Origin of the sequence: Rhodosalinus sp. FB01 (assembly GCF_041365715.1) — a bacterium.
Taxonomy (GTDB): domain Bacteria; phylum Pseudomonadota; class Alphaproteobacteria; order Rhodobacterales; family Rhodobacteraceae; genus Rhodosalinus.
The window spans coordinates 140988-166396 of the sequence record NZ_JBGFSH010000004.1; the positions used below are offsets into that span (position 1 = coordinate 140988).

26 protein-coding genes and 1 pseudogene are annotated in these 25409 nt (G+C 68.3%); 18 read left to right on the forward strand and 9 right to left on the reverse strand.

The annotated features are described in order from the left end of the window. Positions 1–154: 154 nt before the first annotated feature. The 10 genes from AB6A65_RS07650 (at position 155) to AB6A65_RS07695 (ending at position 10043) form a co-directional block, all read left to right on the forward strand. Complete coding sequence (locus tag AB6A65_RS07650; protein WP_371037780.1) at positions 155–1357, forward strand: polysaccharide deacetylase family protein; 1203 nt, start codon at positions 155–157, stop codon at positions 1355–1357. A gap of 106 nt (positions 1358–1463) precedes the next feature. Then, positions 1464–2297, forward strand: a complete 834-nt coding sequence (locus AB6A65_RS07655) for a polysaccharide deacetylase family protein (protein ID WP_371037781.1) — start codon at positions 1464–1466, stop codon at positions 2295–2297. 245 nt (positions 2298–2542) lie between these two features. Then, positions 2543–3676: a porin gene (locus tag AB6A65_RS07660; RefSeq protein ID WP_371037782.1), complete on the forward strand. Its 1134-nt coding sequence runs from the start codon at positions 2543–2545 to the stop codon at positions 3674–3676. A 531-nt stretch (positions 3677–4207) separates the two neighbouring features. Beyond that, positions 4208–4918, forward strand: coding sequence for a succinate dehydrogenase/fumarate reductase iron-sulfur subunit (locus AB6A65_RS07665; RefSeq protein ID WP_371037977.1), 711 nt, complete (start codon positions 4208–4210; stop codon positions 4916–4918). Between the two features lies 1 nt (position 4919). Continuing rightward, entirely contained in the window at positions 4920–5252 is a 333-nt protein-coding gene (locus AB6A65_RS07670; RefSeq protein ID WP_371037783.1) for a succinate dehydrogenase, read from the forward strand. Beyond that, positions 5249–5590 carry a succinate dehydrogenase gene (locus AB6A65_RS07675; RefSeq protein ID WP_371037784.1) on the forward strand — a complete coding sequence of 114 codons (342 nt, stop codon included), beginning with the start codon at positions 5249–5251 and terminating at the stop codon, positions 5588–5590. Before AB6A65_RS07670 ends, AB6A65_RS07675 begins: the two co-directional genes overlap by 4 nt. Positions 5591–5594: 4 nt before the next feature. Further along, positions 5595–7337, forward strand: a complete 1743-nt coding sequence (locus AB6A65_RS07680; protein WP_371037785.1) for an L-aspartate oxidase — start codon at positions 5595–5597, stop codon at positions 7335–7337. After that, entirely contained in the window at positions 7334–8299 is a 966-nt protein-coding gene (locus AB6A65_RS07685) for a fumarate hydratase (RefSeq protein ID WP_371037786.1), read from the forward strand. Before AB6A65_RS07680 ends, AB6A65_RS07685 begins: the two co-directional genes overlap by 4 nt. Then, complete coding sequence (locus AB6A65_RS07690; RefSeq protein ID WP_371037787.1) at positions 8260–8940, forward strand: fumarate hydratase C-terminal domain-containing protein; 681 nt, start codon at positions 8260–8262, stop codon at positions 8938–8940. The genes AB6A65_RS07685 and AB6A65_RS07690 overlap by 40 nt, the downstream gene beginning before the upstream one ends. A 56-nt stretch (positions 8941–8996) precedes the next feature. Continuing rightward, a complete protein-coding gene (locus AB6A65_RS07695) occupies positions 8997–10043 on the forward strand; it encodes a YeiH family protein (protein WP_371037788.1) in 1047 nt (348 codons plus the stop codon). Here AB6A65_RS07695 and AB6A65_RS07700 read toward each other — a convergent pair. From AB6A65_RS07700 to AB6A65_RS07710, 3 genes are read right to left on the reverse strand one after another with little or no spacing between them, the layout of a single operon-like run. After that, positions 10040–10777: a sulfite exporter TauE/SafE family protein gene (locus tag AB6A65_RS07700; RefSeq protein WP_371037789.1), complete on the reverse strand. Its 738-nt coding sequence runs from the start codon at positions 10775–10777 to the stop codon at positions 10040–10042. The genes AB6A65_RS07695 and AB6A65_RS07700 overlap by 4 nt on opposite strands. A 3-nt stretch (positions 10778–10780) precedes the next feature. Further along, positions 10781–11377 (reverse strand): alpha/beta hydrolase, encoded by a 597-nt coding sequence (locus AB6A65_RS07705; RefSeq protein ID WP_371037790.1) that lies wholly within the window; start codon positions 11375–11377, stop codon positions 10781–10783. A gap of 18 nt (positions 11378–11395) precedes the next feature. Beyond that, positions 11396–12307: a LysR substrate-binding domain-containing protein gene (locus AB6A65_RS07710; RefSeq protein ID WP_371037791.1), complete on the reverse strand. Its 912-nt coding sequence runs from the start codon at positions 12305–12307 to the stop codon at positions 11396–11398. Positions 12308–12467: 160 nt separating this feature from the next. On the opposite strand from AB6A65_RS07710, the gene AB6A65_RS07715 reads away from it, so the two are divergent. The 8 genes and pseudogenes from AB6A65_RS07715 (at position 12468) to AB6A65_RS07750 (ending at position 20389) form a co-directional block, all read left to right on the forward strand. Further along, positions 12468–13451, forward strand: a complete 984-nt coding sequence (locus AB6A65_RS07715; protein ID WP_371037792.1) for a tripartite tricarboxylate transporter substrate binding protein — start codon at positions 12468–12470, stop codon at positions 13449–13451. A gap of 73 nt (positions 13452–13524) precedes the next feature. Next, entirely contained in the window at positions 13525–14004 is a 480-nt protein-coding gene (locus AB6A65_RS07720) for a tripartite tricarboxylate transporter TctB family protein (protein ID WP_371037793.1), read from the forward strand. Beyond that, the gene (locus AB6A65_RS07725) at positions 14001–15560 is read left to right on the forward strand and encodes a tripartite tricarboxylate transporter permease (protein WP_371037794.1); all 1560 of its coding nucleotides are present in this window, start codon (positions 14001–14003) and stop codon (positions 15558–15560) included. Before AB6A65_RS07720 ends, AB6A65_RS07725 begins: the two co-directional genes overlap by 4 nt. 40 nt (positions 15561–15600) lie before the next feature. Then, a pseudogene (locus AB6A65_RS07730) lies at positions 15601–15894 on the forward strand (thiamine pyrophosphate-binding protein); the annotation flags it as partial. A 478-nt stretch (positions 15895–16372) separates the two neighbouring features. After that, positions 16373–17200: a thiamine pyrophosphate-dependent enzyme gene (locus tag AB6A65_RS07735; protein ID WP_371037795.1), complete on the forward strand. Its 828-nt coding sequence runs from the start codon at positions 16373–16375 to the stop codon at positions 17198–17200. Continuing rightward, positions 17197–18345: a mandelate racemase/muconate lactonizing enzyme family protein gene (locus tag AB6A65_RS07740; protein ID WP_371037796.1), complete on the forward strand. Its 1149-nt coding sequence runs from the start codon at positions 17197–17199 to the stop codon at positions 18343–18345. Before AB6A65_RS07735 ends, AB6A65_RS07740 begins: the two co-directional genes overlap by 4 nt. Then, on the forward strand, positions 18338–19099 hold the full coding sequence (locus tag AB6A65_RS07745; protein WP_371037797.1) for a sulfite exporter TauE/SafE family protein: 762 nt from the start codon (positions 18338–18340) through the stop codon (positions 19097–19099). The genes AB6A65_RS07740 and AB6A65_RS07745 overlap by 8 nt, the downstream gene beginning before the upstream one ends. A 63-nt stretch (positions 19100–19162) precedes the next feature. Beyond that, positions 19163–20389 (forward strand): threonine synthase, encoded by a 1227-nt coding sequence (locus AB6A65_RS07750; RefSeq protein WP_371037798.1) that lies wholly within the window; start codon positions 19163–19165, stop codon positions 20387–20389. A 39-nt stretch (positions 20390–20428) separates the two neighbouring features. Here AB6A65_RS07750 and AB6A65_RS07755 read toward each other — a convergent pair whose 3' ends face one another. The 6 genes from AB6A65_RS07755 to AB6A65_RS07780 form a co-directional block, all read right to left on the reverse strand. Beyond that, on the reverse strand, positions 20429–20665 hold the full coding sequence (locus tag AB6A65_RS07755) for a hypothetical protein (RefSeq protein ID WP_371037799.1): 237 nt from the start codon (positions 20663–20665) through the stop codon (positions 20429–20431). A gap of 249 nt (positions 20666–20914) precedes the next feature. Next, positions 20915–22324: an aspartate kinase gene (locus AB6A65_RS07760; RefSeq protein ID WP_371037800.1), complete on the reverse strand. Its 1410-nt coding sequence runs from the start codon at positions 22322–22324 to the stop codon at positions 20915–20917. Between the two features lie 15 nt (positions 22325–22339). Next, complete coding sequence (locus tag AB6A65_RS07765) at positions 22340–22723, reverse strand: ectoine synthase (protein WP_371037801.1); 384 nt, start codon at positions 22721–22723, stop codon at positions 22340–22342. 4 nt (positions 22724–22727) lie between these two features. Next, positions 22728–24002, reverse strand: coding sequence for a diaminobutyrate--2-oxoglutarate transaminase (gene ectB, locus AB6A65_RS07770; protein ID WP_371037802.1), 1275 nt, complete (start codon positions 24000–24002; stop codon positions 22728–22730). Beyond that, positions 23992–24567, reverse strand: coding sequence for a diaminobutyrate acetyltransferase (gene ectA / locus AB6A65_RS07775; RefSeq protein WP_371037803.1), 576 nt, complete (start codon positions 24565–24567; stop codon positions 23992–23994). Before ectA ends, ectB begins: the two co-directional genes overlap by 11 nt. Positions 24568–24707: 140 nt before the next feature. Further along, on the reverse strand, positions 24708–25409 hold the full coding sequence (locus AB6A65_RS07780) for an ABC transporter ATP-binding protein (protein WP_371037804.1): 702 nt from the start codon (positions 25407–25409) through the stop codon (positions 24708–24710).

The window sequence follows — 25409 nt, forward strand, 5'->3', positions numbered from 1 at the left end:
CTGGCGCCGTTCACCGATCCGCGCGGCCGCCGCATCCCCCTGACCTGGCCTTTCCAGATCAGCGGACGGTGACGCCGGCCGCCCCGTCGGCCGAACGGATCCTTCGGCGCCCTGCCGGTCGAGCGTCGCATCGTGACGGCACGCGCGCTCATGCATGACACGCATCACCGGAGCGGAATTCCGCATTGGACCGGCGAACGGCTTCATGGGAGGCGTCAGCCCGATCTCTGGCCGTTTCCAAAGCAAGGCCGCGTTCCGGAAGACGGACGCGCGCCGCGCAACAGATCGAAACGGCGCATCCGACAGGCGAAAAGGACTGGCGAAAATGGACCGAAGGCTTCTTCTGCAATTGCTTGCCACGGGGGGTGCAATGACCGCCGCGCCGGCCTCCGTATGGGCCGCCGGGCAAACCTCACGCGGAATGACGCGCCACCCGACGCCGGGTGACAAGGGAAGCCTGCCGCTCTCCAGCCGGGAAAGCCTGCTGGCAGAGCTGGAAGAATTGCAAGCCGCCACGCAGGCCCGAAGACGCCGCTATTGCCATCTGACGCAGCCGAATTGGCCGGACGGTGCGAGGATCGCAGTGAATTTCACGTTCGATGTCGACCATGTCCTGAGTCGCACGGCGAATGACGAGCCGCCCATGCAGGTCGCCAAGGGCGAATTCGGCGGTCGCGTGGGGGCATGGCGCACGCTCGAACTGCTCGACCGTCACGGCATCGTCGGAACCTTCTTCACGCCCGGGCGTAGCGTGGATCTCTACCCGTCCGTTCTTCGCGAGATCGCCGAACGGGGCCACGAATTCGCGGATCACATGTGGGAGCATTACGTGCCGGCCGATCCCGTCGTTCAGCGCGACCACATGCTGAGAACCCGCGACGTGCTGACCGAACTGGCCGGTCGTCCGCCCGTGGGCACCCGCAGCAGTTATCCGGACGCCCTCGTTCTGGAGATGGGTTACATCTACAATTCGCACGGCTTCGCCTCTCCTCTTCCCTTCAAGGTGAGACGGGACGGCAAGGAGCTGCTCAATCTGTCCGTCCATCTGGCGATCGACGATGCCATGTATTTCAATTACGGCTGGATCGGCAGCGCCGCCTCGGCGCAGCGTCTTTCCGACCAGGACCTCGTGCTGGATATCTGGTGGCAGGCCTTTCAGCAGCAATATGAAGCGGGCGGCTACCTGAACATCGCCCTGCATCCCTTCATCATCGGTCACTCCGCGCGCATCGCGATGCTCGACGAGTTGATCACCCGAATGAAGAGCCTGCCCGGCGTGTGGTTCGCCAATTCCGAGGACGTCGCGCGCCACTGTCTCGCCCTTCCGTCCGAAGCCTTCGCCTGCAACGAGGAGTGACGCCGTTATGCCATGGAAATCAGGTTACACCATCTCGGACGAGATCGCCCTCGCGGACGACGAGATCGTCTGGCCCTCGGACAAGCGCTGTGCGGTCAACGTCACGGTGGCGCTGAGCACCGCGATCATGCCCGAAGGTCTTCTTGCCAGGGATCTGTCGGGGGACGATGCGGAGCTGGCCTTCGGTGCGGGGCTCGATGCGCTGCTGGACGTCCTCGATCGCTTCGACATTCGCGCGACATTCGCGGTCCCCGCGGTGATCGCCGCGGTCGAAGCGGACCGGGTTCGCCAGCTGGCCGAGGCCGGCCACGAGATCGCCGCGCTCGGCTTTCGGCATGAGGACCCGACGGAGCTTCCGCCGGACGTGGAGCGCGTGCGCCTCAGGGCGACTGCTTACGCCATCGGCGAAACCACGGGGAACGCCCCGGCCGGATGGTATGGCCTGCCCCGCCAGGGCGACAGGTATGCCGCGGGCTCGGTCAGCCCCAATACCGTCGATCTGCTGATAGACGAAGGATTCGAATATCTCGGAAACGGTATGGCGGACGATACGCCGCATTATTGGGTCACGGACCCCGAGCCGCCAAAGGCACTGGTCACGATGCCGTATTCCTATCATTCCGATGACCAGTTCTTTCTTCAGTTTCCGCCCCTCGCCCTGCGCGGCGGGTCCGGGATCGAGCACCCCGACGTTCTTGCAAGCAATTGGCGTTCCGCTTTCGCGGCCCAATACGACAGAGGGCGCATGTTCACCATGACGCTGCACCCTCACATCATCGGGACGTTGCATCGGATAAGGATGCTCGAGGAGTTTCTCGCATCCGTGACGGAAAACGAAGACGTCTGGATCGCCACGGCGAAGCAGTGCGCCGATCACTGGCGCGCACAACATCCGCCGGAAACGCATTTGCGGCTCGAGCCCTCGATCTGGACGGAGTGAACCGGGCCAAGTCGAAATGAAACGAGAGCGAATTCGGCCGCGTATCATGACTTTCCCGGAATGCGGCCTTGCCTTGCCGCGGCGGCATTCCGGCATATCGCAGCGTGTTTCGCCAGCGCCACCGAAGCCGTTTCGGCGAGGGCTCTGAAACCCGTGGACCGGCGCCGAGCCCGTCTTTTTCGACCCGGCGACTGACTTGAAAAGCCCCGTCACGGAAATCGCCGCGGGGGAGCGAAAGGGATGACATGAGCAGAATCGATGCGAGAGTGGGCCCCGGCCTGACCTTCGCGGCCGTCATCGCTGGCACGTCCGCCGGCGCACAGACGTTCGAGAACGACACCGGCGGATCGGTCCGCTTCTACGGGCAGGCGAGCCCCTCCTACCTGAGTTTCGACGACGGCGAGGAGACGACCGGCAAGATCGTCGACAATTCCAACTCCAACACCCGGTTCGGATTTGCCGTGACCCAGCCGATGTCTGACGGCGACCTTGTCTTCACCTTCGAGACGGGGCTCGGGTTCCGCCAAAGCGCACTGCTCTCGCAGTCCAACACGCCCCCGACGCTCGACTGGCGCAGGACCGCCCTTCGCCGGCTCGAGGCCGCCTACACCGCCGACTTCGGGACACTTGCGATCGGTCAGGGGTTCATGGCGACCGACAATGTCGCGACACTCGATCCGTCGGGCACGGCGCTCGTCGTCTCGGTCGGGGTTTCGGACGCGGCCTTTGCATTCCGCGAAAAGTCCGGCGCACTTTCCGACGTACGCGTCATCGACGCATTCAAGGAGTTCGATGGCGCGCGCCTGTTCAGGATCCGCTACGATACGCCGACCTATTCGGGTTTTTCCGGGGCGGTATCCTACGGGCGAAACGTGCTGGCCGAAGACGACGACACGGACTACTACGACATCGCGCTTCGGTGGTCCGGCACGCAGGGCGACTTCGCGCTGGCCGCGGCGGCGGGCTATGCCTGGGAAGACGAAGGCAACAGCAGGGCCCCCGGACTGAAACCGGGCGACGTCACGACGAACGAGCGCTACTCGGGTTCCTTCTCGCTGCTTCACACGCCGACCGGCCTCAATCTCAGCGCCTCGGCCGGGGGAGATCCCGACGGCGGCAACTACGGCTTCGTGAGGGCCGGATGGGTTTACGATGTCACGTCGCAGGGTCCGACCGCCCTCGCGGTCAGCTACTACGGCGGAAGCGACGTGGCCGAGGAAAACTCGTCGTCCGAGGGGGTCGGCTTCGCGGCGATGCAGACCTTCACCGATCTCGATCTCGACGTGTATCTGGGGTACCGGGAATACTACTACGACGACGATGCCGCATCCTACCAGGATGCAAGCTCGGTCTTCCTCGGCGCGCGCTTCAAGTTCTGACACCGCGGAAAAGCACGGAGACGCGCTCCGCCATGACCGGGCGCGGCGAAACGGGGCGGCGACGGGTGTTGCCGGCGTTCGTCCTGCCCTGCGGGGATGATCGGGGCCCCTCGCCGCCCATCGGCGGCGTCGCGCGCGCCCGGACGGCCCGCGCAGACGGGCCGGGGCGGTGAGACGCCGGAGAGGTCAGCCGATACCAAAGCGAGGTCGTGCAGCCGCGGGCATTCGCCGCCGCCCGACCGGCTGACGGTGCGTCCGCCCTGATGTCGGACCCCTCTGACACCCGCGGAGGTGCCGACCTGCCGTGACGGCCCCGAGATGCCTCGCGCAAGGATCACGGCGTCCTTTCGACAGGGGTAGCCCGCAGGATCCGGGCAGGCGCGCCGAAACATGGAGCGGAGGCGGCCACGCGCACCTTGAAAGTTTTCCTAACCGCTCAGGAAAGAAGTTTTAGATATGTGTTAGAAAAGATTACCGTTACCTTTCTGTTGCAATCGAAAGGAGCGGACCTTGAACGATTCGACAGGGCAGATGACGGTGCAGGTCTGGCGCGGACGCGGTGATGATGGCGATTTCGCGTCCTACGAGGTGCCCCGGCGCGACAGCCAGACCGTGCTGGACGTGGTCTCGTGGGTGCAGCAATACGCCGACCCGTCGCTGTCCTACCGCTTCGCCTGCCGGGTCGGCATGTGCGGCAGCTGCGCGATGATGGTGAACGGGCGCCCGCGCTGGACCTGCCGGACGCATGTGGACAAGGTGGCCGAGAACGGCCGGCTGGAGATCGCGCCGCTGCGCAACCTGCCGGTGGTGAAGGATCTCGTCGTGGACATGGCCCCGTTCTTCGACAAGTGGATCGAGGCCGAGGGCGTCTTCCACCCCTCGGCGACCCGCGAGGACGAGATCCCCCGCGTCGACCCGGAGAGCGAACTGCGCCTCAGCGCCGACCAGGCGACCGAATGCATCAACTGCGCGGTCTGCTATGCCGCCTGCGACGTGGTCTCCTCGAACCCCGACTACCTCGGCCCCGCCGCGCTCAACCGCGCCTGGAGCCTCGTCAACGACGAGAAGGACGGTGCGCGCGCCGCCCGGCTCGACGCGGTGTCCGGCCCGGGCGGCTGCCACAACTGCCACTCGCACCAGAGCTGCGTCGAGTACTGCCCGAGCGAACTGGTCCCCACCGCCTCCATCGCCGGTCTGAAACGGGAAACGACCCGACGGCTCCTCGGCCTGGGGAGGCGCTGACATGCTGGACGTCAGGCTCTATCTGCTGCAACGGATCAGCGCGCTGGTCATGGTCCCGCTCGTGCTGGGGCACATCGCGGTGATGATCTACGCCGTTCAGGGCGGGCTCAGTGCGGCGGAAATCCTCGGCCGCACAAGCGGCAGCGTGTTCTGGGCGCTCTTCTACGGTCTTTTCGTCGTCGCGGTCTCCCTCCACGCCGCGATCGGCCTGCGCGTGATCGCGTACGAGACGCTGGGGCTTGCGGGCGGAGGCCTGCGCGCCCTGACCTGGGGCGTCGGGGGCATCCTTCTCGCCATGGGGCTTTACGCCGTCTTCGCCGTGGTGGCGGCATGAGACGCCCGCACCGCTCTCACCCGCTCTGGTACGCGTTCGTGCTGCACCGCGTTTCCGGGCTCGCGCTGGCGCTCTTCCTGCCAGCGCATTTCCTGATCCTGTCGCTGGCGCTGACCTCTCCCGCCGCGCTCGACGGGTTCCTTCGTTGGACCGATTTCACCATGGTCAAGATCGCGGAATTCGGGCTGGTGTTCCTGCTTGCGGCGCATCTCTTCGGAGGGTTGCGGCTGCTCGCCCTCGAGCTGCTGCCCTGGTCGCCCCGCCAGAAGGCGCTGGCCGCCGGCGCGGTGGCGGGATCGGTCTTCGTCTCCGGCACCTTTTTCCTGAACGCGGTGTGACGCCATGCTCGACAGGCACGACACGGATATCCTGATCATCGGCGCGGGCGGCGCGGGCCTCTTCGCGGCGCTCCATGCCCAGCGCGCCGCGCCCGACCGCAAGGTGACCATCGCGGTGAAGGGTCTGCTTGGAAAATGCGGCTGCACGCGCATGGTGCAGGGCGGGTACAACGTGGCGCTCGGCCATGGGGACAGCGTCGAGCGGCATTTCATGGACACGATCCGCGGCGGCAAGTGGCTGCCGAACCAGGACATGGCCTGGCGGCTGTGCAAGACCGCCGTGGAACGCATCACCGAGCTGGAGAACGAGGGCGGCTGCTTCTTCGACCGCAACACCGACGGCACGCTGCACCAGAAGGCCTTCGCCGGCCAGACCGCGGATCGCACCGTGCACAAGGGCGACCTGACCGGCATCGAGATCATCAACCGCCTGATGGAGCAGGTGCTCGCCCGCCCCGTCGAACGGATGGAGGAGCACCGCGCCGTGGGGCTGATCCCCGCCAGGGGCGGCGACGGGCTCGCCGGCGTGCTCTTCATCGACATCCGCACCGGGCGCTTCCGGTTCGTTCGCGCCAGGACGGTGCTTCTGGCCACGGGGGGCGGGCCGACGATGTACCGCTATCACACGCCCTCCGGCGACAAGTCGATGGACGGGCTGGCCATGGCGCTGCGCGCGGGCCTTCCGCTGCGCGACATGGAGATGGTGCAGTTCCATCCCACCGGGCTTCTCGCCGGCGAGGGCACCAGGATGACCGGAACGGTTCTCGAGGAGGGGCTGCGCGGCGCCGGCGGCCACCTGCTGAACGGTCACGGCGCGCGCTTCATGTTCGACTACGACGACAAGGGCGAACGGGCGACGCGCGACGTGGTCAGCCGGGCGATCTACGCCGAGATGCGCAAGAGCAACGCCTCGCCCTCGGGCGGTGTCTACATCTCGATGGCGCATCTCGGCCCCGACAATGTCCGCCAGAAGTTCAAGGGCATGGTCAAGCGCTGCGCCGACAGCGGCTTCGATCTGGCCGCGGGCCGGGTCGAGGTCGTGCCCACAGCGCATTATTTCATGGGCGGCATCGTCGTCGACCCGGACACGCGCACCGACATGCCCGGCCTCTTCGTCGCCGGAGAGGACGCCGGCGGCGCCCACGGCTCCAACCGGCTGGGCGGCAACGGGGTCGCCAACTCAACCGTCTATGGCGGCATCGCGGGCGACGTGATGGCCGCCGAGGCGCGCCGGGACGGGGCGCTGCGTGATCCCGACGAGGCCGCGATCGAGGCGGAGATCGCGCGCGCGCGCCATCCGCTGGGACGCAAGCCGGCGCCCGTGCAGCCGCTGCGTGACGGGCTGATGGACGCGATGTGGGAGGATGTGGGCGTCCTGCGCACGGCCGAGCGGCTGGAACGCGGGCTGGCGCAGGTGCGCGAGATCGGCGCCGAACTGCAGGAGACGGGCGTCGCGGGCGATGACCTCGGCTTCAACCTGACCTGGCACGACTGGCTGAACCTGCGCAGCCTCGTCGAGATTTCAGAGGTGATCGGCACCGCCGCGCTCTGGCGCGAAAACTCGCGCGGCGCGCATTTCCGCGAGGATTTCCCCGAAACCGGCGAACTGGAAACCTCCTATTTCACCGTGGCCCGCGCGGGGGCTTCGGGGCTCGATGTCTCGCGGGAGGACGTGGAGTTTTCCATCGTCCGCCCCGGCGAGTCGCTTCTGGAGGAGGACGCCGAGACCATGGTGGCAGCGCAATGATATCCATAGACCTCATCGAGAAGACGGCCGTCGAACTGATGCAGCGGGCGGCCATCGATATCCCGGACGACTACCTCGAAGGGCTGAAGAAGACCGCGGCCGCGGAAGACGGCGACCTGTCCTCCTTCGTGCTTCAGGCCATGCTCGAGAACTACGAGGCCGCCAAGGAGGATCGCCGCGCCATGTGCGGCGACACCGGGTGTCCGCGCTGGTATGTCAAGATGGGCAACGACACCCGGATCGAGGGCGGTCCCGTCGCGCTGGAGACGGCGCTGCGCCGCGCCACCGCGGCGTCCACGGACGGTGTGCCGCTCCGGCCCAACCGGGTCCATCCGCTCTGGCGCACCGACCACGACAACAATGTCGGCATCGGCGCGCCCGAGATCGAATACGGCTTCGAGCCCGGGGGCGAATGGATCGACCTCATCACGGTGCACAAGGGCGGGCTCTTCGGCACCGACTACCGGATGCTCTTTCCCAGCGACGGCATCGAGGGGATCAAGCGGTTCTACCTCGACTGCCTCGTGGCCTTCGGCAAGCGCGGGCTCGCCTGCCAGCCGGCGATCATCGGCATCGGCCTCGGCGGGTCCAAGGACACCTGCATGGTGCTGGGAAAGCGCGCGGCCTGCCTGCGCACGGTGGGCGACCGCAACCCGGACCCGAAGATCGCGGAGCTGGAGGAAGAGTTCAAGGAACTGGGTAATTCCATCGGCATGGGCGCGATGGGGTTCGTCGGCAAGTCGATGGTCGTCGATTGCCACATCGAGGTCGGCTACTGCCACACAGGCGGCATGCAGATGAGCGTTCACGCCTTCTGCCTGTCGTCGAGACGCGCGGTGGCGCGCGTCCATGCCGACGGGCGGGTCGAATACCGCACCGACCCGCAATGGTTCACGGATTTTCAACGCCGGGAGACGGTCGAATGGAAGGCACCGGAGGACAACCGACAAAGGTCCGCCTGAGCACAAACCCCTCTCGCGAGGCGTTGGAGGCGCTCAACATCGGCGACATCGTGTTTCTGGACGGGGTCGTCTACACGGCGCGGGAGGGCGTCTACAAGCGCGCCTGCGAGGACGGCGAGGCGCTTCCGCTGGACCTGCCCGCCGAAAGCGCGGCGAATTTCCACTGCTCGCCCGCCGCCGCGCAGGCCGAGGACGGCGCGCTGCGCATGGGCGCGGTCACGGCGACGGCCTCGTTCCGCTTTTCGAAATGGATCGGCAAGTGGTTCGAGATATCAGGCGCGAAACTGATCCTAGGAAAGGGCGGCATGAGCGCCGAGGACTACCGCACGCATTTCGTTCCGAACGGCGCGATCTACCTCACCACGGTCGGCTACGGGACCGGCGCCCTTCTCGGGCGCGGGGTGAAGCGTGTCCGCGCTCTTCACTGGCGTGAAGAGCTTGGCCTCGCTCAGGCCATGTGGGTGATCGAGGTGGAGAATTTCGGCCCGTTCATCGTCGAGAGCGACCTCAAGGGCAACAGCCTGTTCGAACGCGAAAACGAAAGGATCCGTGCCAATCTCGACGCGGTCTACGAGGGCACGCGCCCGGCGGTACTCAAGCGCTTCGGCGAGACGGATGATCGCGGCGACGAGGTGATCTGAGCCGGCGCCGAGGGAACGGCGCGCACACGCGGCGCAGGCCGGAACGGGGATTACCCATGGCAGAGACGACAGAGCGCCCGGCCGGCCCGGGCGCCGGCCTTTTGCCGCGGCTTCGGTCGCGGGCACGCAGCCTCTTTCCCGGACTGCTGATCGCCGCGACCGTGGCGATGGCCGCGCGTTTCCTGTCGCTGCATCACGGCGCGCCGGTCATGCTGCTGGCGCTCCTGCTCGGCATGGCCTTCAACTTCCTCACCGAGGAGGCGGAGGGCCGGTGCGTGGCCGGGATCGAGTTCGCCTCGCGGACCCTGCTTCGCCTCGGCGTGGCGCTTCTTGGGCTGGGCATCACCGTGCAGCAGATCGCGGCGCTCGGCAGCGGCGTCGTCGCGCTGACGGTGGCCGGCGTGGCGGGCACCATCGCCATGAGCCTGCTGTTGTCGCGCCTCGTCGGAAGGCGGGCGCGTTTCGCCCTGCTCACCGGGGGCGCGGTGGCCATCTGCGGCGCCTCCGCCGCGCTGGCGATCTCGTCCGTTCTGCCGCAGGGACCGACGAAGGAACGCGACACCGTCTTCACCGTGATCGGTGTCACGGCGCTTTCGACCGTGGCCATGGTCGCCTACCCGCTCGTCGCGGCCGGGCTCGGCCTGAACGATTTGCAAGCCGGTATCTTTCTCGGCGCCACGATCCACGACGTCGCGCAGGTCGTCGGCGCGGGCTATTCCATCTCGCAGGAGGCGGGCGATACCGCCACGGTCGTGAAGCTCATGCGCGTGGCCCTCCTCGTGCCGGTGGTGGTCGGCCTTTCGCTCGTTTTCGCCTCCCGGCGCGACGGGGCGGGCCGGACCCCCCTGCCGATCCCCTTCTTCGTTCTGGGCTTCTGCGCGCTTGTGGCGCTCGGATCCACCGGCCTCGTGCCCGAGGCCGCGCGGCAGACGGTGCTCGAGGCGTCGCGCTGGTGCCTCGTGATCGCGATCGCCGCGCTGGGGATGAAGACCTCGCTGAAGAAGCTGAAGGATGTCGGCCGCTCGGCCGTCGTGGTGATCTGCGGCCTCACCGTCGCGCTTGCCGTCGGCGTCCTCGCGGTGATCGAGGCCGGGCTCGTCTAGAGCGCCTCGCGCAGAAGAAGCACCACGCCCGAGACCAGCATCAGCACGATCACCAGGCGCCGGAACTGGCCGTCGCTCAACCGCTTGAAGACGGCGATGCCGAGCTGCGCGCTGAGCATCGTGACCGGCAGGGCGATCAGCATGGCGACAAGCGAGCTGCGGCCGATGCCCCCGGTAAGCGCGAGCACGAGCGCCGAGAGGCCCAGGATCGCGACGTTGAAGGGTTGCAGCAGCGCGCGGCGCTCCGACTTTCCCCAGCTTCGCAGGGACGACCACATCGTCGGCAGCGCGCCCGAAAGCCCCGCGAGCGCCCCGAGAACGCCGCTTGCGAACCCAACGCCGGCGTCGATCACCGGGGTGGGCCGGGAAATGTTCGGCAGATCGCGGCGAAAGGCGAGAAAGCCACCGTAGATGACGAGAAACACCGCGATGACGATCTTGAGCGGCTGCGCCTCGATCTCGCTCAGAAGCATCAGCCCCAGCGGCACGCCCGCCACCGCCGGCAGCAGGAAGCGCAGAAGCCGCGGCCAGTCGATGGACCGGCGCACCAGCGCCACCCCCTGAAGGCCGCTGGCGACCGACATCACCAGGGCCACGGGCACCGCCTGCGCCGGCGGCATGATCTGAAGCCACCAGCCCAGCGCGAAAAGCGAGGTGCCGAAACCCGCCAGCCCGTTGATGAAGCCGCCGCTGGCCGCGCCGGCGGCGATGATCAGGATCGTCTCGGGCGCCATGGATCAGCGCGGGTCCGCGAGGATGCGATGCAGCAGCGCGGAGAGCTCGGGCCCGTGTTCCGATCCGAACAGGAACTGGGCATGCGCCTCGCCGGGGAAGACATGCAGCTCCTTCGGGTCGGGCGCCGCCGCGTGAAAGCCCGCCACGTCCTCGAAGCACGACTCGTCGCGGCTGACGATGAAATGCACCTCTGCGGCGCGCAGCGCCTCGGGCCGCGCCATCGCGCGCGGCGCCATCAGCACGAGCCTGTCGATCTCGCCGGCCATGGCCTCAGACACGGCCTTCGCCGCGGCGATGGCGCCCATGGAGGCGCCGACGATCGACACCGAGGCGGCGTTCCGGTCCCGCAGGGAGGCACAGGCGCCCGCGACATCGGCGGCATACCCGGCGGGGGCCTCGCCCTCGCCCGACCCGCCATAGCCCCGGAAGTTCGGAACCAGCACGGTGAGGCCGCGCCCGGACAGGCCGCGCGCCGTGTCCGCCCAGCTTTCCTTGTCGAAGACCTTGCCGTGAAGAAGGACGACGGCCCGCGCCCCGCCGGGATAAAGATCGGCCTCGAGCGGCACACCGTCCGTCGCGGCCAGAGAAATCGTCTGCATGCGGTGGTCTCCTTGCTGTCAACCGATGGTCGGGGGAATGGCGGCCGGGTCGAAGCGCCCGACCTCGATCGCCTTGTCGAGGCGGCGGATCAACTCGTCGAGCACGCGGCGCTTCACGGTGTCGGCGCGCGACAGCAGCCCCAGATGCCGCATCGGCGCGCCTTCCGGAAGCGACAGGCGGCGCAACGCCTGGTCGTGCGGGGGCAGCACGCAGCGCCGGGGCGCGATCGACACGCCGAGGTTGGCCGCCACCATCCCGAAGATGATGTCCAGGTTCTCCAGCTCCATGCTGTCGCGCACCTCGATGCCCTGCTTCTGCAGCCATGTCTCGATCATGCCCCCGACGACGGCTCGCCGCGAGAAGCGGATGAACGGATACCGTTCGAGGAGTGTGCGTGCGTCCTCGCCCTCGACGTCCCTGGCGGCGAGCAGTTCCAGCGGCTCCACGGCAAGCTCGCGCCAGTCCAGCCGCTCGCGCGTCCAGCTCGGCCGCGTGACGATGGCCGCATCGAGCGCGCCGCGCTCGACCTGCTCGACCAGCGCGATGGTCTCGCCGGGGACCACGCGGACATGCAGCTCGGGGTAGTCGCGTTTCAGCATCGCCATCGAGAAGGGCATCAGCCCCGTGAGGGAGGTCGGAACGGCGCCGATCGTGACCTCGCCGCTCAGGCCGCTGTCGCCCAGGACCATCGGCACCATGCGGTCGTAGGCGGCCACGACCTCGCGGGCCTGCGCGACGAGCGCGCGGCCCACCGGGGTCAGATCGGAGCTGCGGCGCGACCGGTCGAAAAGCTGCACCTGCCACTCCGCCTCGAGCGACTTCATCTGCTGGCTGACCGCGGCATGGGTGACGAAAACCGCCTCGGCCGCGGCGCTGAACGTGCCGTGATCGGCGACCGCGATCAATGTGCGCAGGTTCCGGATCGACATGTCTCGGCCCCAATCCGTAAGCGGAGCTTTCAATTTTCTAAAGCGATTATGCTTTGTGGAAGGAGTAACTTACTTTTAGTGTGTGTCAATGCGCCACATAATGCTGGCCTGGATGGGTTGGGAGGCCCGTTCCGAATTTCGAAAACGGGAGGAGACTAACGTGAAAAAGCTGGTGAAAACCGCTGTTGCCACAGCCGTGCTCGGGCTCGCGGCGGGCGCCGCGACGGCCGAATACCCCGAACGCCCGGTGAACATGGTCATCCCCTATGGCCCGGGCGGTGCGACCGACATTTCCGCCCGCACCCTCGCCGAGCCGCTGGCCGAGGCCGTGGGCTCGCCCCTCGTCATGGTGAACCGCACCGGCGCGGGCGGCGCGACCGGGTCCGTCGCCGTGCAGAACGCGCAGCCCGACGGCTACACGCTGCTCTTCGCGCGCGTCGGATCGCACACCGTGAACCCGGCGATGAAGGCGACGCTGCCCTACACGCTGGACGATTTCCGCTTCGTCGGGGTCTACGAGATCAACCCCGTGGCCTGCGCCGTGCGTCAGGACTCGGACATCCAGAGCATGGAGGACCTGATCGCCGAGGTCGAGGCGAACCCGGGCCGCGTCAGCTACAGCTCGTCGGGCGTGGGCTCGCTGCTGCACCTGTCCGGGGCCTACGTTCTGCGCGAGTTCGGCATCGAGGATCCGCTGACTGCGGCCGTGCACCTGCCCTTCGACGGCGGCGGCGCGGCGGCCACCGCGGTTCTCAACGGCACCGCCACCTTCATCTGCACGAACTCTTCGGCGCTGGCGAGCTTCGTGGCGAACGAACAGCTGCGGCCCCTTCTCGTGACCACGGCCGAGCCGGTGCCGGGCTTCGACGCGCCGACCTCAGCGGATCTCGAGATGCCCGCGCTGGAGCAGCTCGTCGGCTGGACCGGCATCGCCGGCCCCACCGGACTGCCGGACGAGGTCGCGGCCAAGTGGGGTGACTGGCTTGCCGAGGCGACCGCGAACCAGACGTTCCGCGAGCAGATGGAAGCGCGCGGGTCGGTCATCGAGCTGATGTCCCCCGAAGAAGGCGAAGCCTTTATCCGCGGCCAGTACGAGGTCTTCCGTGACCTCGTGGACGAGCTTGGAATGCGGATCGAGGGCTGACGCAGCCCCACCGCCCACGCCGCGCCAGTCCGTCCGGCGCGGCACGTCCCGCCCGGTTCCGAGGCCTTTCACCATGCTAAAATCGGTCCAGTTCCAGGTCGGCGCCGCGGCCGTCCTCATGTCGGGGGTCCTGTTGCTTTACGGAATCCCGACATGGGTTTCCGTGCCGACGAACGTCTCCCGCATCGTCCTGTCGCCGGCCTTCTGGCCCTACGCGATCTCCGGCGTGCTCATGGCCTGCGGGCTTGCGCTCGTCTGGCTGGCGCGCAGCGAGGTGGCACAGCCGGTCGAGGTCGGTGACGCGCCCCCGGGCGCCGCGCTGCGCCTTGCGGCGATGGCGGTCGTGATGGTGGCGTATGTCGCGGCGCTGCCGCTTCTGGGCATGGTCTGGGCCTCGATGGCGGCCTTCGCGGTCTCGGCCTTCGTGATGCACACACGCCACCCCCTGGCCGCGCTGATCTGCGCCGTCTGCATTCCGCTCCTGCTTTACGGGTTCTTCGCGCATGTCGCCTCCGTCGCCGTACCGCAGGGCCTGTTCGTGAGACTGCCATGAGCCTGCTCGACAACCTGGCCCTGGGCCTTTCGGTCGTCGCGAACGTCGAAAGCCTTCTCGCGCTGGCGGGCGGCATCTGCATAGGTGTGTTCGCGGGCGCGATCCCGGGCATGTCGGCGACAATGGCCGTCGCGCTCACCCTGCCCTTCACGTTCTCCATGCCGCCGATCATCGGCATCCTGCTGCTTCTCGGCGTCTACAAGGGCGGCATCTTCGGCGGGTCCATTCCCGCGATCCTGATCAAGACGCCCGGCACACCCGCCTCGAGCGCGACGACGCTCGACGGCTATCCGCTCGCCGCGAAGGGAGAGGCCGGGCGCGCGCTGTCGATGGCGCTCTACGCCTCCTGCACGGCCGACGTGATCTCGAACCTGGCGCTGATCCTGTTCGCCGGGTTCCTCGCCTCCTTCGCGCTGAACTTCGGCCCGCCGGAATTCTTCACTCTGATCCTGTTCTCGCTCACGATCATCGCGGGCGTTTCGGGCGACAGCCTCATCAAGGGCATCTTCAGCGCGCTGCTGGGGCTGCTCTTCGCCACGATCGGGCTCGATCTCGTCTACGGCACGAACCGTTTCACGTTCGGCGATCCCAACCTCATGGGCGGGCTGAACTTCATCGCCGTGCTGATCGGCCTCTTCGCGATCCCCGAGATCCTGACCATGGCCCGCGACCCGCGCCCCCGCGACGGGGAGACCCGCGCGCTCGGCCGAAAGGGCGTCAGCTTCGCCGAGTACCGCAAGAGCTTCCGCACGATCGTGCGCGGCAGTTTCATCGGCGTCTTCCTGGGCAGCATCCCCGGGATCGGCGCCGCGCCCGCGGCGTTCCTGTCCTACAGCGAGGCGCGGCGCAAATCGCCCAACAAGGCGAATTTCGGCAAGGGCGAGATCGAGGGCGTGGCCGCCTCGGAGGCGGGCAACAACGGTGTCGCCGGCGCGACGCTGATCCCGCTTCTGGCGCTGGGCGTGCCGGGGGACGTCATCACCGCCATCATCATCGGCGCCTTCATGGTCCACGGGCTTCAGCCCGGCCCGATGATGTTCGTGATGAACGTCGACATCATCTACGGCATGTTCATGGGGCTGATCGTCAGTTCGGTCATCCTGCTGGCCGTGGGCTCGGCCGCGATCCGCGCCTTCCGCTACGTGGCCGACATCCCGCGCGGCATCCTTTTCCCCGCGGTTCTGGTGCTTTGCGTCTATGGCGGCTACGCGGTGAACAACTCCATCTTCGACGTGGGCGTGATGTTCGCGATGGGCTGGCTGGGTTACCTGATGCTGATCTACGGGGTGCCCGCCGCGCCGTTCCTGATCGCCTTCATCCTCGGCCCGCTCCTCGAGAACAATTTCCGCCAGTCGATGCTGATGTCCGGCGGCGACGCGACGATCCTCGCGCGCGGGCCGATCACCTGGTTCTTCTGGGGGCTCACGATCATAACCATCGTGGCGATCCTGCGGGCCGGGCTGAAAGGCCGCGGCGCGGCGCCGATCGAAGAGGTCCGCGCGGGCGCGCAGGACGAGACGACGGTGCGCCGGGACGCCCAGGACACGAAAAGCTGAGAAGAAGACCGCCCGCGCGGCGGCCTGGAAGGAGACGCGCATGGCTCGCCGCGGGGCGGATATTCTTGTCGAAACGTTGGCGGCGGCGGGCATCCGGCGCATCTTCAGCCTTTCGGGCAACCAGATCATGCCGGTCTACGACGCCTGTCTCGATGCCGGGATAGAGATCGTGCACACGCGCCACGAGAACGCCTGCGTCTTCATGGCGGAGGCCTGGGCGCAACTTACCGGCGAGGTGGGCGTCGCCCTGGTCACCGCCGCCCCGGGCTCCGCGAATGCCGCCGGGGCGGTCTACAGCGCGCGCTGTTCCGAAAGCCCGGTGCTCCTGCTTTCCGGGGACTCGCCGCTCGACCAGGACGGGCGCGGCGCCTTCCAGGAACTCGACCAGTGCGCCGTGGCCGCGCCCCTCGTCAAGGCCACCGCGCGCCCCGCCTCCACCGCGGCCCTGGCCGAGGCGGTGATGACGGCGTTGCAAACCGCGGCGTCGGGGCGGCCCGGACCCGTCCACCTCGCCCTGGCGGCAGATGTCCTGACCGCCCCGGCCGAGGGGCTGGTGACTGCGCCGGGGGGGCGCCAGTGCAGGAACGCCGCCCACGGACGACGCGCTGGACGACCTGCGCGACCGGCTGGCCACCGCGGAGCGGCCCGCGATCCTGACCGGACCCGCGCTGAACCGCACCCGGGCCGGCGCGCTGCTGCGCGACCTCGAAGACGCGACGGGGGCCGCGGTCCTGCCGCTCGAAAGCCCCCGCGGCCTGAAGGATCCGGCGCTCGGCGATCTTGCCGCCGCGCTGCGCGAGGCCGACCTGATCGTGTCGCTCGGCAAGCAGATCGATTTCACCCTCGCCTTCGGCGCGGAGGATCGCGTCGCACCGGGCTGCCCCTTCGTCGTCGTGGACGCCGAGCAGGCCGCCCTCGACCGCGCCAGCCGCAATCTCGGCGCGCGGCTTGCTCTGGCCCTCGACGCCGACCCCCGCGCCACCGCCCACGCGCTCACCCGGGACCGCTTGCGCGACACGCGCGAGGCCTGGCGGCACCGGGTGGCGGAGGCGACGGCCGCGCGCGCGGCGCGGCCGGGCGGGCCGGGGATCACCCCGGATCTGCTCTGCGACGCGGTGCAACGCCGGATTTCCGCGGCGCCCGCAACGGTGACGATCTGCGACGGTGGCGAGTTCGGCCAATGGGCGCAGGCGCTGACTTGGTCGGACGCGCGCGTCATCAACGGGCCCTCGGGCTCGATCGGCGGCGGGCTGCCGCAGGCCGTGGCGGCGGCGCTCGCCCGTCCGGACGCCACGGTCTTCGCGCTCATGGGCGACGGGACGGCGGGCTTTCACCTTCCCGAGTTCGAGACGGCGGTGCGCGCGGGCGCGCGCTTCGTGGCCGTGATCGGCAACGACCGGGTCTGGAACGCCGAACACCAGATCCAGCTTCGCGACTACGGCCCGGACCGGCTGATCGGGTGTGACCTCAGCGGCGCACGCTACGATCTCGCCGCCGCCGCGCTCGGGGCGCATGGCGAACACGTCACCCGGCCCGAAGAACTGGACGCGGCGCTCGACCGGGCGCTCGCCTCCGGCCGTCCGGCCTGCGTCAACGTGGAGATCGAGGGGCTGCCGGCACCGGCCGGGCCGGGACATTGAGCGACGACGCCCAGATCATCGAGCGGATCGAGGCGCGGGTCTACCGCGTGCCGGTGGCGCGGCCCGTGGCGACCTCGTTCGGCGTGATGCGCGACCGTCCGGCCGTCTTCGTGAAGATCACCGCCGCGTCCGGGGCCTTCGGCTGGGGCGAGGTTTTCGCGAACTGGCCCGCGGCGGGGGCCGAGCACCGCGCGCGCCTGCTGATGGAGGACATGGGCGATCTGCTGCCGGGCCGCAGGGTCGAACACCCGGCCCGGACCTTTCACGAGCTGGAGCGCGCAACCCGCATCCGCGCCCTGCAATGCGGCGAATGGGGCCCGTTCCGACAGGTGATCGCGAGCATCGACACGGCGCTCAGCGACCTTTTCGCGCGTGCCGCCGGCCAGCCGGTGCGGACCTGGCTCGACGCGTCGGCGGGCGCCAGCGTACCCGCCTACGCCAGCGGCATCGCGGTGCACGACGCGCAGGAGGCGCTCGCCACGGCCCGCGCTGCGGGCTACCGCGCCTTCAAGGTCAAGGTGGGCTTCGACGCGGCCCGCGACCTCAAGGCGCTGCACGCGCTTCGCCTCGCCCCGGGCGAGCGCCTCTTCGCGGACGCGAACCAGGCCTGGACGCTCCCCGAGGCGCTGCGCTTCGTCGAAGCGGGCCGCGCGCTCGGCCTGGGCTGGCTGGAAGAGCCCCTGCCCGCCGATGCGCCCCCCGCCGACTGGGCGGACCTCGCCCGCGCCTCCTCGGTCCCGTTGGCCGGCGGGGAGAACATCGCCGGGCATGACGCCTTCGACGCGGCCATCGCATCGCGCAGCTTCGCCTACCTGCAACCCGATCTCGCGAAATGGGGCGGCGTGTCCGGCAATCTTGCCGTGGCGCGCGCGATCGGGGCAGCGGGCCTGACCTATTGCCCGCATTTCCTTGGCGGCGGGATCGGACTCCTGGCCTCCGCGCATCTGCTTGCGGCGGCGGGCGGCGACGGGCTTCTGGAAATCGACGCGAACCCGAACCCGCTCCGCGAGGCGTTCCCCGGCGCGGGGATCCTCGGGGACGGGCGGCTTCACCTTTCCGATGCGCCCGGGCTCGGCATCGACGCCCTGCCCGAGGAGATCGGGCGCTACCTCACGCTCGAGCTGTCGAGGACCCGCGATGGCTGATCTGGCGGGGCTGAATGCCGGGTTGCTGGCGCTCGTCCTTGCGACCTATCTGCTCGCGGGGACGATCAAGGGGGTCACCGGGCTGGGATTCCCGGCGATCTGCATCGGCCTCACGACACTCTTCCTGGACCCGCGCACGGCGATCGCGCTCGTTCTCTTTCCGATGATCGTCTCGAATTTCTGGCAGATCTGGCGGGCCGGAGAGATCCTGCGCGCGGCGCGCGACTACGCGCCCTTCGCCGCGGTGATGATGATCGGCGCCTTCGCCATGGCGCTCTTCGCCGCCGGCGCGTCGGACCGGCTTCTTTACGCCGTCACCGGGATCGCCTTCGTGCTTTTCGTCCTGGTCAACCTCACCGTCGACCTGCCGCCGCTGCCGGACCGCTACGACAGGGCCGCGCAACTCGGCTTCGGCGCGAGCGCCGGCATTCTCGGCGGGCTGACCGCGATCTGGGCGCCGCCGATCGCGATCTATCTTTCCGCGCGCCACCGCACCGGCGACGAGTTCGTGCGGGCCTCGGGGCTTCTGATCAGCCTGGGCTCTCTCCCCCTCATCGCGGGCTACGCCACGAGCGGCACGTTGACCGGGGGCCTCGCGCTCGCCTCGGCGGCGCTCGTGGTGCCCGCGCTCATGGGCTTTCGTGTGGGCGAGATGACGCGCGCGTATCTTTCGCCCGGCCTGTTCCGAAAGGTGTCTCTTGCACTTTTCCTGCTGCTCGGGCTCAACCTTCTGCGCAAGGCGCTCATGGAATGAAGGCTTACGGGCCGAACCGCGACAAGACCGACCAGACCGTAACGACAAGAAGGAAGATCACGCATGGCCGAGACGTTCGTCACCCACCTCGAATGCTCCATCACGGGCAAGCACTACCCGGCGGGGCAGGTTCACGGCCTGTCGGAGGCGGGGCGGCCGCTTCTTGTCCGCTACGATCTCGACGCCATGAAGACCGCTCTCTCGAAGGATGCGCTGGCCCGATCCGATGCCCCCGGCCTCTGGCGCTATTCCAGCTTCCTGCCGGTCACGCGGCCCGAAAACCGCGTCTCGCTGGGTGAAGTGATGACGCCGATCATCCCGCTGCGGGAAAGCGCGCCGGTGCTCGGCGCGGATCCCGACCGGGTACTCGTCAAGGACGAGGGGCGCCTTCCGACGGGATCCTTCAAGGCGCGGGGGCTTTGCCTCGCCGTGTCGATGGCGAAGGAGTTCGGGATCGACCACATGGCGATCCCCACGAACGGCAACGCCGGTGCGGCGCTGGCCGCCTATGCCGCCCGGGCGGGTATCCGCACGACCGTGCTGTGCCCGGCGGACACGCCCGACATCAACATCCGCGAGATCCAGCTTCAGGGGGCGGACACCTATCTGGTCAACGGGCTCATCAACGATTGCGGAAAGATCGTGGGCGAGGGCAAGGAAAAGGTCGGCTGGTTCGACGTGTCCACCCTCAAGGAGCCCTACCGGATCGAGGGCAAGAAGACGATGGGCCTGGAACTGGCCGAACAGCTCGGTTGGGAGCTGCCCGACGTCATCTTCTATCCGACGGGTGGCGGCACCGGGCTGATCGGCATGTGGAAGGCGTTCCACGAATTGCAGCAGATGGGCTGGATCACGGGCAAGCTGCCCAAAATGGTCGCCGTGCAGGCCGAGGGCTGCGCGCCCATCGTCAAGGCGTGGAAGGAGGGCGAGGAGCACGCCCCGCTCTGGCAGGACGCCCACACCGTCGCGGCCGGCATCCGCGTGCCGGTGGCCGTGGGCGATTTCCTGATCATCCGGGCCGTGCGCGAGTCGGGCGGCTTCGCGATGGAGGTGGCCGACGACGACCTGATGGGCGTCCGCGACGAGATCGCGGCGAAGGAGGGTCTGCTGCTTTGTCCCGAGGGTGCGGCGACCGCCGCCGCCTACAGGAAGGCGCTTGCCGAGGGGCTGATCTCGCGCGACGACCGGGCGGTGCTGTGGAATTGCGCTACCGGTCTGAAATACCCGATGCCGGCCGTGGAGAAGAGCCTCGACAAGGACGCGCCGATCGATTTCGGGGCGTTCGCCTGAGCCTACGGCCTGCCCGGAGACGGGCAGGCAAACAGTGACTCAGCCGCGCGGGATCGATGCGATCAGTTGTTCGCGTACCTCGTCCCGCGTGAGCCCGCGCTCTGCCAGCGCCGCGTCGGAGAACTGCAGGAGCCGTGCCTCGCGGCTCAGGCGGCAGGCCACCGCGAGCGCGTCGACAAGGCGCAGCAGGGCTGCGACCGGGTTGGCGGGGCCGGTTCCACGGGGGGTGGACGTCGGGGCGGCGGCGGCGGTCATGGTGGTCGTTGCGGTGTTCATTGCGGCATCCGCTCGATGCCATGAACTTATCGCTTCGCTGCAGCGCAGCAAGACCATGTCCGCGAAAGCCGCCATGCGCCTGGTGCAAGACAACGCGGCGACGCGGTCATGCGCTCCCGGCCGCGCGGACGTGAAGCCTGCGCGGAGCGCCCCGTCCGCGCCCCGGGCGGAGACGGAGCGCGGCGCACGGCGCCACGCGAAATGCGCGCGCGGGAAAGGCGGGCGCGTGTACCGGCGCAGGGGCCGGGGCTAGCCCTGCCCCGCCTCGACGAGGGCCTCGTGGATCGCGGCGACGGCCTCTTTCAGCCGCTCCTCGGGCACGAGGAACTGGACATCGACGCCACGGGCGAGCGCATGCACGCCGAGCACCTCGATCCCGGCCGCCACGAGCGCCCGCAAGCCCCGGGCGGGCACCTCGAGCTTCAGCAGATCGCGGCCCACCGCGCTTATCAGCGCAATTTTGCGGATATCGATCTCCGCCTTGGGAAAGGCTTTCTCGATCGCGCTTTCCACGCGGCGCAGGGCCTTCAGGTTGGGATCGACATAGTGGGTGATGGTATTGGCGTTCGAGGCCTTCGAGACGATCCAGACGTCGAACCGGGTCAGCGCCTCGAGGATCGCGGCGTCATACCCCTTCACCCCGACCATGTCGGGTTCGTGCACCGCCAGCGCCGCGACGGGCAGGCCGGTGACCATCTCGACACGCGGATCGGCGTCCACCTCGGCCAGGATGAGCGTTCCCGCATCGCCCGGATCGAAGGCGTTGGCCACGCGCAGCGGGATGCCGGCCTGCCGCAGGATCTTGGCGGCGTTCGGATGCACCGCCTCCATGCCGAGGTTCGAGAGCTGATCGGCCACGTCGTAGTCGGTCCGGCCGATCTTGACGACCTTGTCCTCGCCGACGAGCTTGGGATCGGCGCTCGACAGGTGGAATTCCTTGTGGATCACCGCCTCGCGCGCACCGGTCAGAGCCGCGATATGGGCGAAGGTGACCTCGGAATAGCCCCGGTCGTACTCCCGCATCAGCCCCTCGCGGCACTGGGCGTAGCCGGTGACGATGGGCAGTTCGCAGGCGAAATCCACCCCTTCCATCGCGCCCGTCAACCGTGTCTCCAGGTCGGGATGGCTTTCGTCGCGCCAGCCAGACAGATCCACCAGCCGCGCATCGACGCCACGGCGGTTCAGCATCAGGGTGACCACCTTGGCCGAATGCGACTCGCCAAGCCCCGAGAGGAGTTCCCGGATCGTCAGCATCTGGTCGCTCAGCCGGAAATGCCCGTAGGAGGTCAGCCGCTGAAGATCCAGAAGGCAGGACCGCGCCCCCTCGATCCGGTCACGCAGGAATTCGTCGGCCTCCTGCCGGTCGGCGGCATGATCGAGAAGCCGGGCATGTTCTTCGCCCATGCGCGCGGCGGCGCGGTCCAGCGCCTCGCTCCACCGCAGGTCGCTCTCGGCGGCGGCGAAGTGACCGTAGACGCCCGGCTCACCCGATTTCTTGTGCTCGAGCAGCAGGTCGGTGATGCCGCCGAAGGCCGAGACGACGAAGACCCGGTTATAGGGGCCGTCGCCGTCGGACTTCAGAAAGAGGGTGTCCATCAGCTCGTCCGCCCGGCTGATGGACGTTCCGCCGATCTTCTCGACGGTGTGTCCTGTCGTCATGCTCTCTCGCGTCTCTCAGTCGGCCGGCGCGTAGGAGCCGTCCTCGCGGTGGACCTCGGTGCCCGTCACCGGCGGATTGAAGCAGCAGGCCATCACGAGATCCTCGTCGGCGACGAGCGTATGCTTGTCGTGCTGGTCGAGCGCGTACATCACGCCCGGACGGATCTCGTGGGTCTCGCCGGCGGCGAGATCCGTGATGCGCCCGCGCCCCGACATGCAGTAGACGCTCTCGAAATGGTGCTTGTAGTGGAAGGTGTGCTCGCTGCCCGCCTTGAGCGTGGTGATGTGGAAGGAAAAACCCATCCCGTCATCGGCCAGCAGCATCCGCACGCTGGTCCACTGCGCATCGGACACCGCGCGGTCGCTGTCTTTCAGTTCGTTGAAATCTCTTACGATCATCGGGCTACTCCGCTGCTTCCTTGTTCTCGTTCATCACGTCTTTCACCGCGGCTTCCAGAATGTCGAGTCCTTCGTCGAGCACCTCGTCGGGCGTGGTGAGCGGGCCGAGGAACTTCACCACCTCGTCGTCGGCCCCGGATGTCTCGATGATCAGCCCCTTGTCGAACGCCGTGGCGCAGATGCGCCCCGCGATGTCGCCGGTGCCGACGTTGATGCCCTGCATCATGCCGCGCCCGCGCAGCTCCGCGCCCGGCACCAGGGCCGCGATCCGCGACAGGCGCTCGTGCAGATGCGCGCCCTTGCGGCGGACCTCGGCGGCGAAGGCATCGTCCTTCCAGAACTTCTCGAGCGTTACACGGCCCGTGACGAAGGCGTGCGTGTGGCCGCGGAAGGTGCCGTTGTGCTCGGCCGGCTTCCAGATGTCATGCTCCGGCTTCACCAGGAGCGCGGCGAAGGGCAGCCCGAAGCCCGACAGCGATTTCGCCTGCGTGACGAGATCGGGCTCGATCCCGGCCTCCTCGAAGGCGAAGTAGGTGCCGGTGCGCCCGCAGCCCGACTGGATGTCGTCCACGATCAGCAGCGCGCCCAGCTTCATGGCCAGCCGGGCCACGCCCTGCATCCATTCGATCGAGGCCGCGTTGAGCCCGCCCTCGCCCTGCACCGGCTCGAAGATGAATGCCGCCGGCGCATCCACGCCCGAAGAGCTGTTCGAGAACATGATCTCGAGATGCGCGAGCGTGTCCACATCCGCGCCGAGCGCGCGGTCGAAGGGCATGTGGGTCGCGCCGCAGAGCGGCCCGCTTCCCGCGCCCGCGCGCTTGCCCGCGTTGCCGGTGAGCGAAAGCGCGCCCATCGTCATGCCGTGAAACCCGTTCGTGAAGGACACGATGTTGCGCCGCCCCGTCACCTTGCGCGCGAGCTTCATCGCCGCCTCCACGGCGTTGGTGCCGGTGGGGCCGGTCATCATCACCTTGTAGTCGAGGCCCCGTGGCTTGAGGATGATGTCCTCGAACGCTTCGAGAAAGCGCGCCTTCTCGACCGTGTACATGTCGAGGCCGTGCGCGATTCCGCCGGCCCTGATGTGCTCGATCAGGGCGTCCTGCATGTCGGGGTCGTTGTGCCCGTAATTCAGGGTCGAGCATCCCGCGAGGAAATCGATGTAGCGCCGCCCGTCGCTGTCGAACATGTGGCTGCCCTCGGCGCGGGCGAAGACGACGGGAAAGTTGCGGCAGTAGCTGCGGACCTGCGACTCGCGCCGCTCGAAGACGTCAGTTTGCATGGGGGGCCTCCTTTTCGGTGGGGGCCGCTTGCGCGGCGCTGTCGTCGCTGGCCGTGTCGGCGTCGATGTCGCCGATGGTCACCATGTATTCGGTCGCGTGCTGGCCGCCGAAATGCGCGTCGCGCTTGTAGTGCGGCTCGTAGTCGAGTTCGGCGTCCATCTTCTCGGCGAAGCTGTTGAAGAGCGCCCAGCTTGCCTCGTTGTCCGCGGTGATCGTCGTCTGGAGTCGCGTCACGCCGGAACAGGCCTCCCGCTCCAGCAGGTGCGTCAGCATCTTCTTCGCCACGCCCCGCCCGCGTGCGGCCTCGCCCACGGCGACCTGCCAGACGAAAAGCGTATCCGTCGCGTCGGGCGGGATGAAGGCGGAGATCCAGCCGACGATCTCGTCGTCGAGTTCGGCCACGACGCAGGTATCGGCGAAATGATCGCACTGGATGATGTTGCAGTACATCGAGTTCTCGTCCAGCGGGCCGCTTTTCCGGATGAGATCCCAGACATCCGCGCCGTCCTCTGCGGAGGGCGCGCGGAAGGAGAGCACCGGGGCGCGGTTCGGGGGCGTGTTCATGTGGCTTGGAATCCTCAGAGACGTGTCCTTGGCGTCGTCAGCGTCATTGTCATATCTTTTGCCCGACGCGGCAAGGGGCTTGCACGGCGGGGCCGGCATCTGCGCGAAATCGCCGTCGCGCCCGCGGGGCTGTCCCGTCGTCACACGCCAAGGTAGCGGTGCAACGTGTCGCGGTCGGCCCTCAACGCGTCCGAGTTGCCCGACCAGACCACGCGCCCGCGCTCCACGATGAAGTTGCGGTCGGCGATGCGCAGCAGGTCGCTCAGGTTCTTGTCCACCACGAGGATCGACAGGCCCTGGCGCTTGATCTCGGCCAGCGCGTGCCAGATCTTCTGCCGGATCAGCGGTGCGAGCCCCTCGGTCGCCTCGTCGAGGATCAAGAGCCTGGGGTTGGTCATGAGCGCGCGGCCGATGGCCAGCATCTGCTGCTCGCCGCCCGACAGCAGGTTGCCCATGGACCCCTTGCGCGCCCCGAGTTCGGGAAAGAGGTCGAAGACCCGCTCCACCGTCCAGGGCTCGGCGTGCCCGAGATGGTTCGAGGCGGTGGCCACGAGGTTTTCCCACAGCGTGAGGTTGGGAAAGACCTGCCGCCCCTCGGGCACGAGGCCGATCCCGAGATTGGCGATGCGGAAGGACGGCCGTCCCACAAGTTCCTCGCCGTCGAAGAGGATCGCGCCGCCCGAGGGCCGCACCACCCCGCAGATGGAGTGGATCGTGGTGGTCTTGCCCTGCCCGTTCCGCCCCAGCAGCGTCGCCACCTCGCCGGTGCCGAAGGCGAAATCCATGCCGAACAGCGCCTGGGAGGTGCCGTAATGGGCCGTGAGTTCGGAGACCGTCAGCAT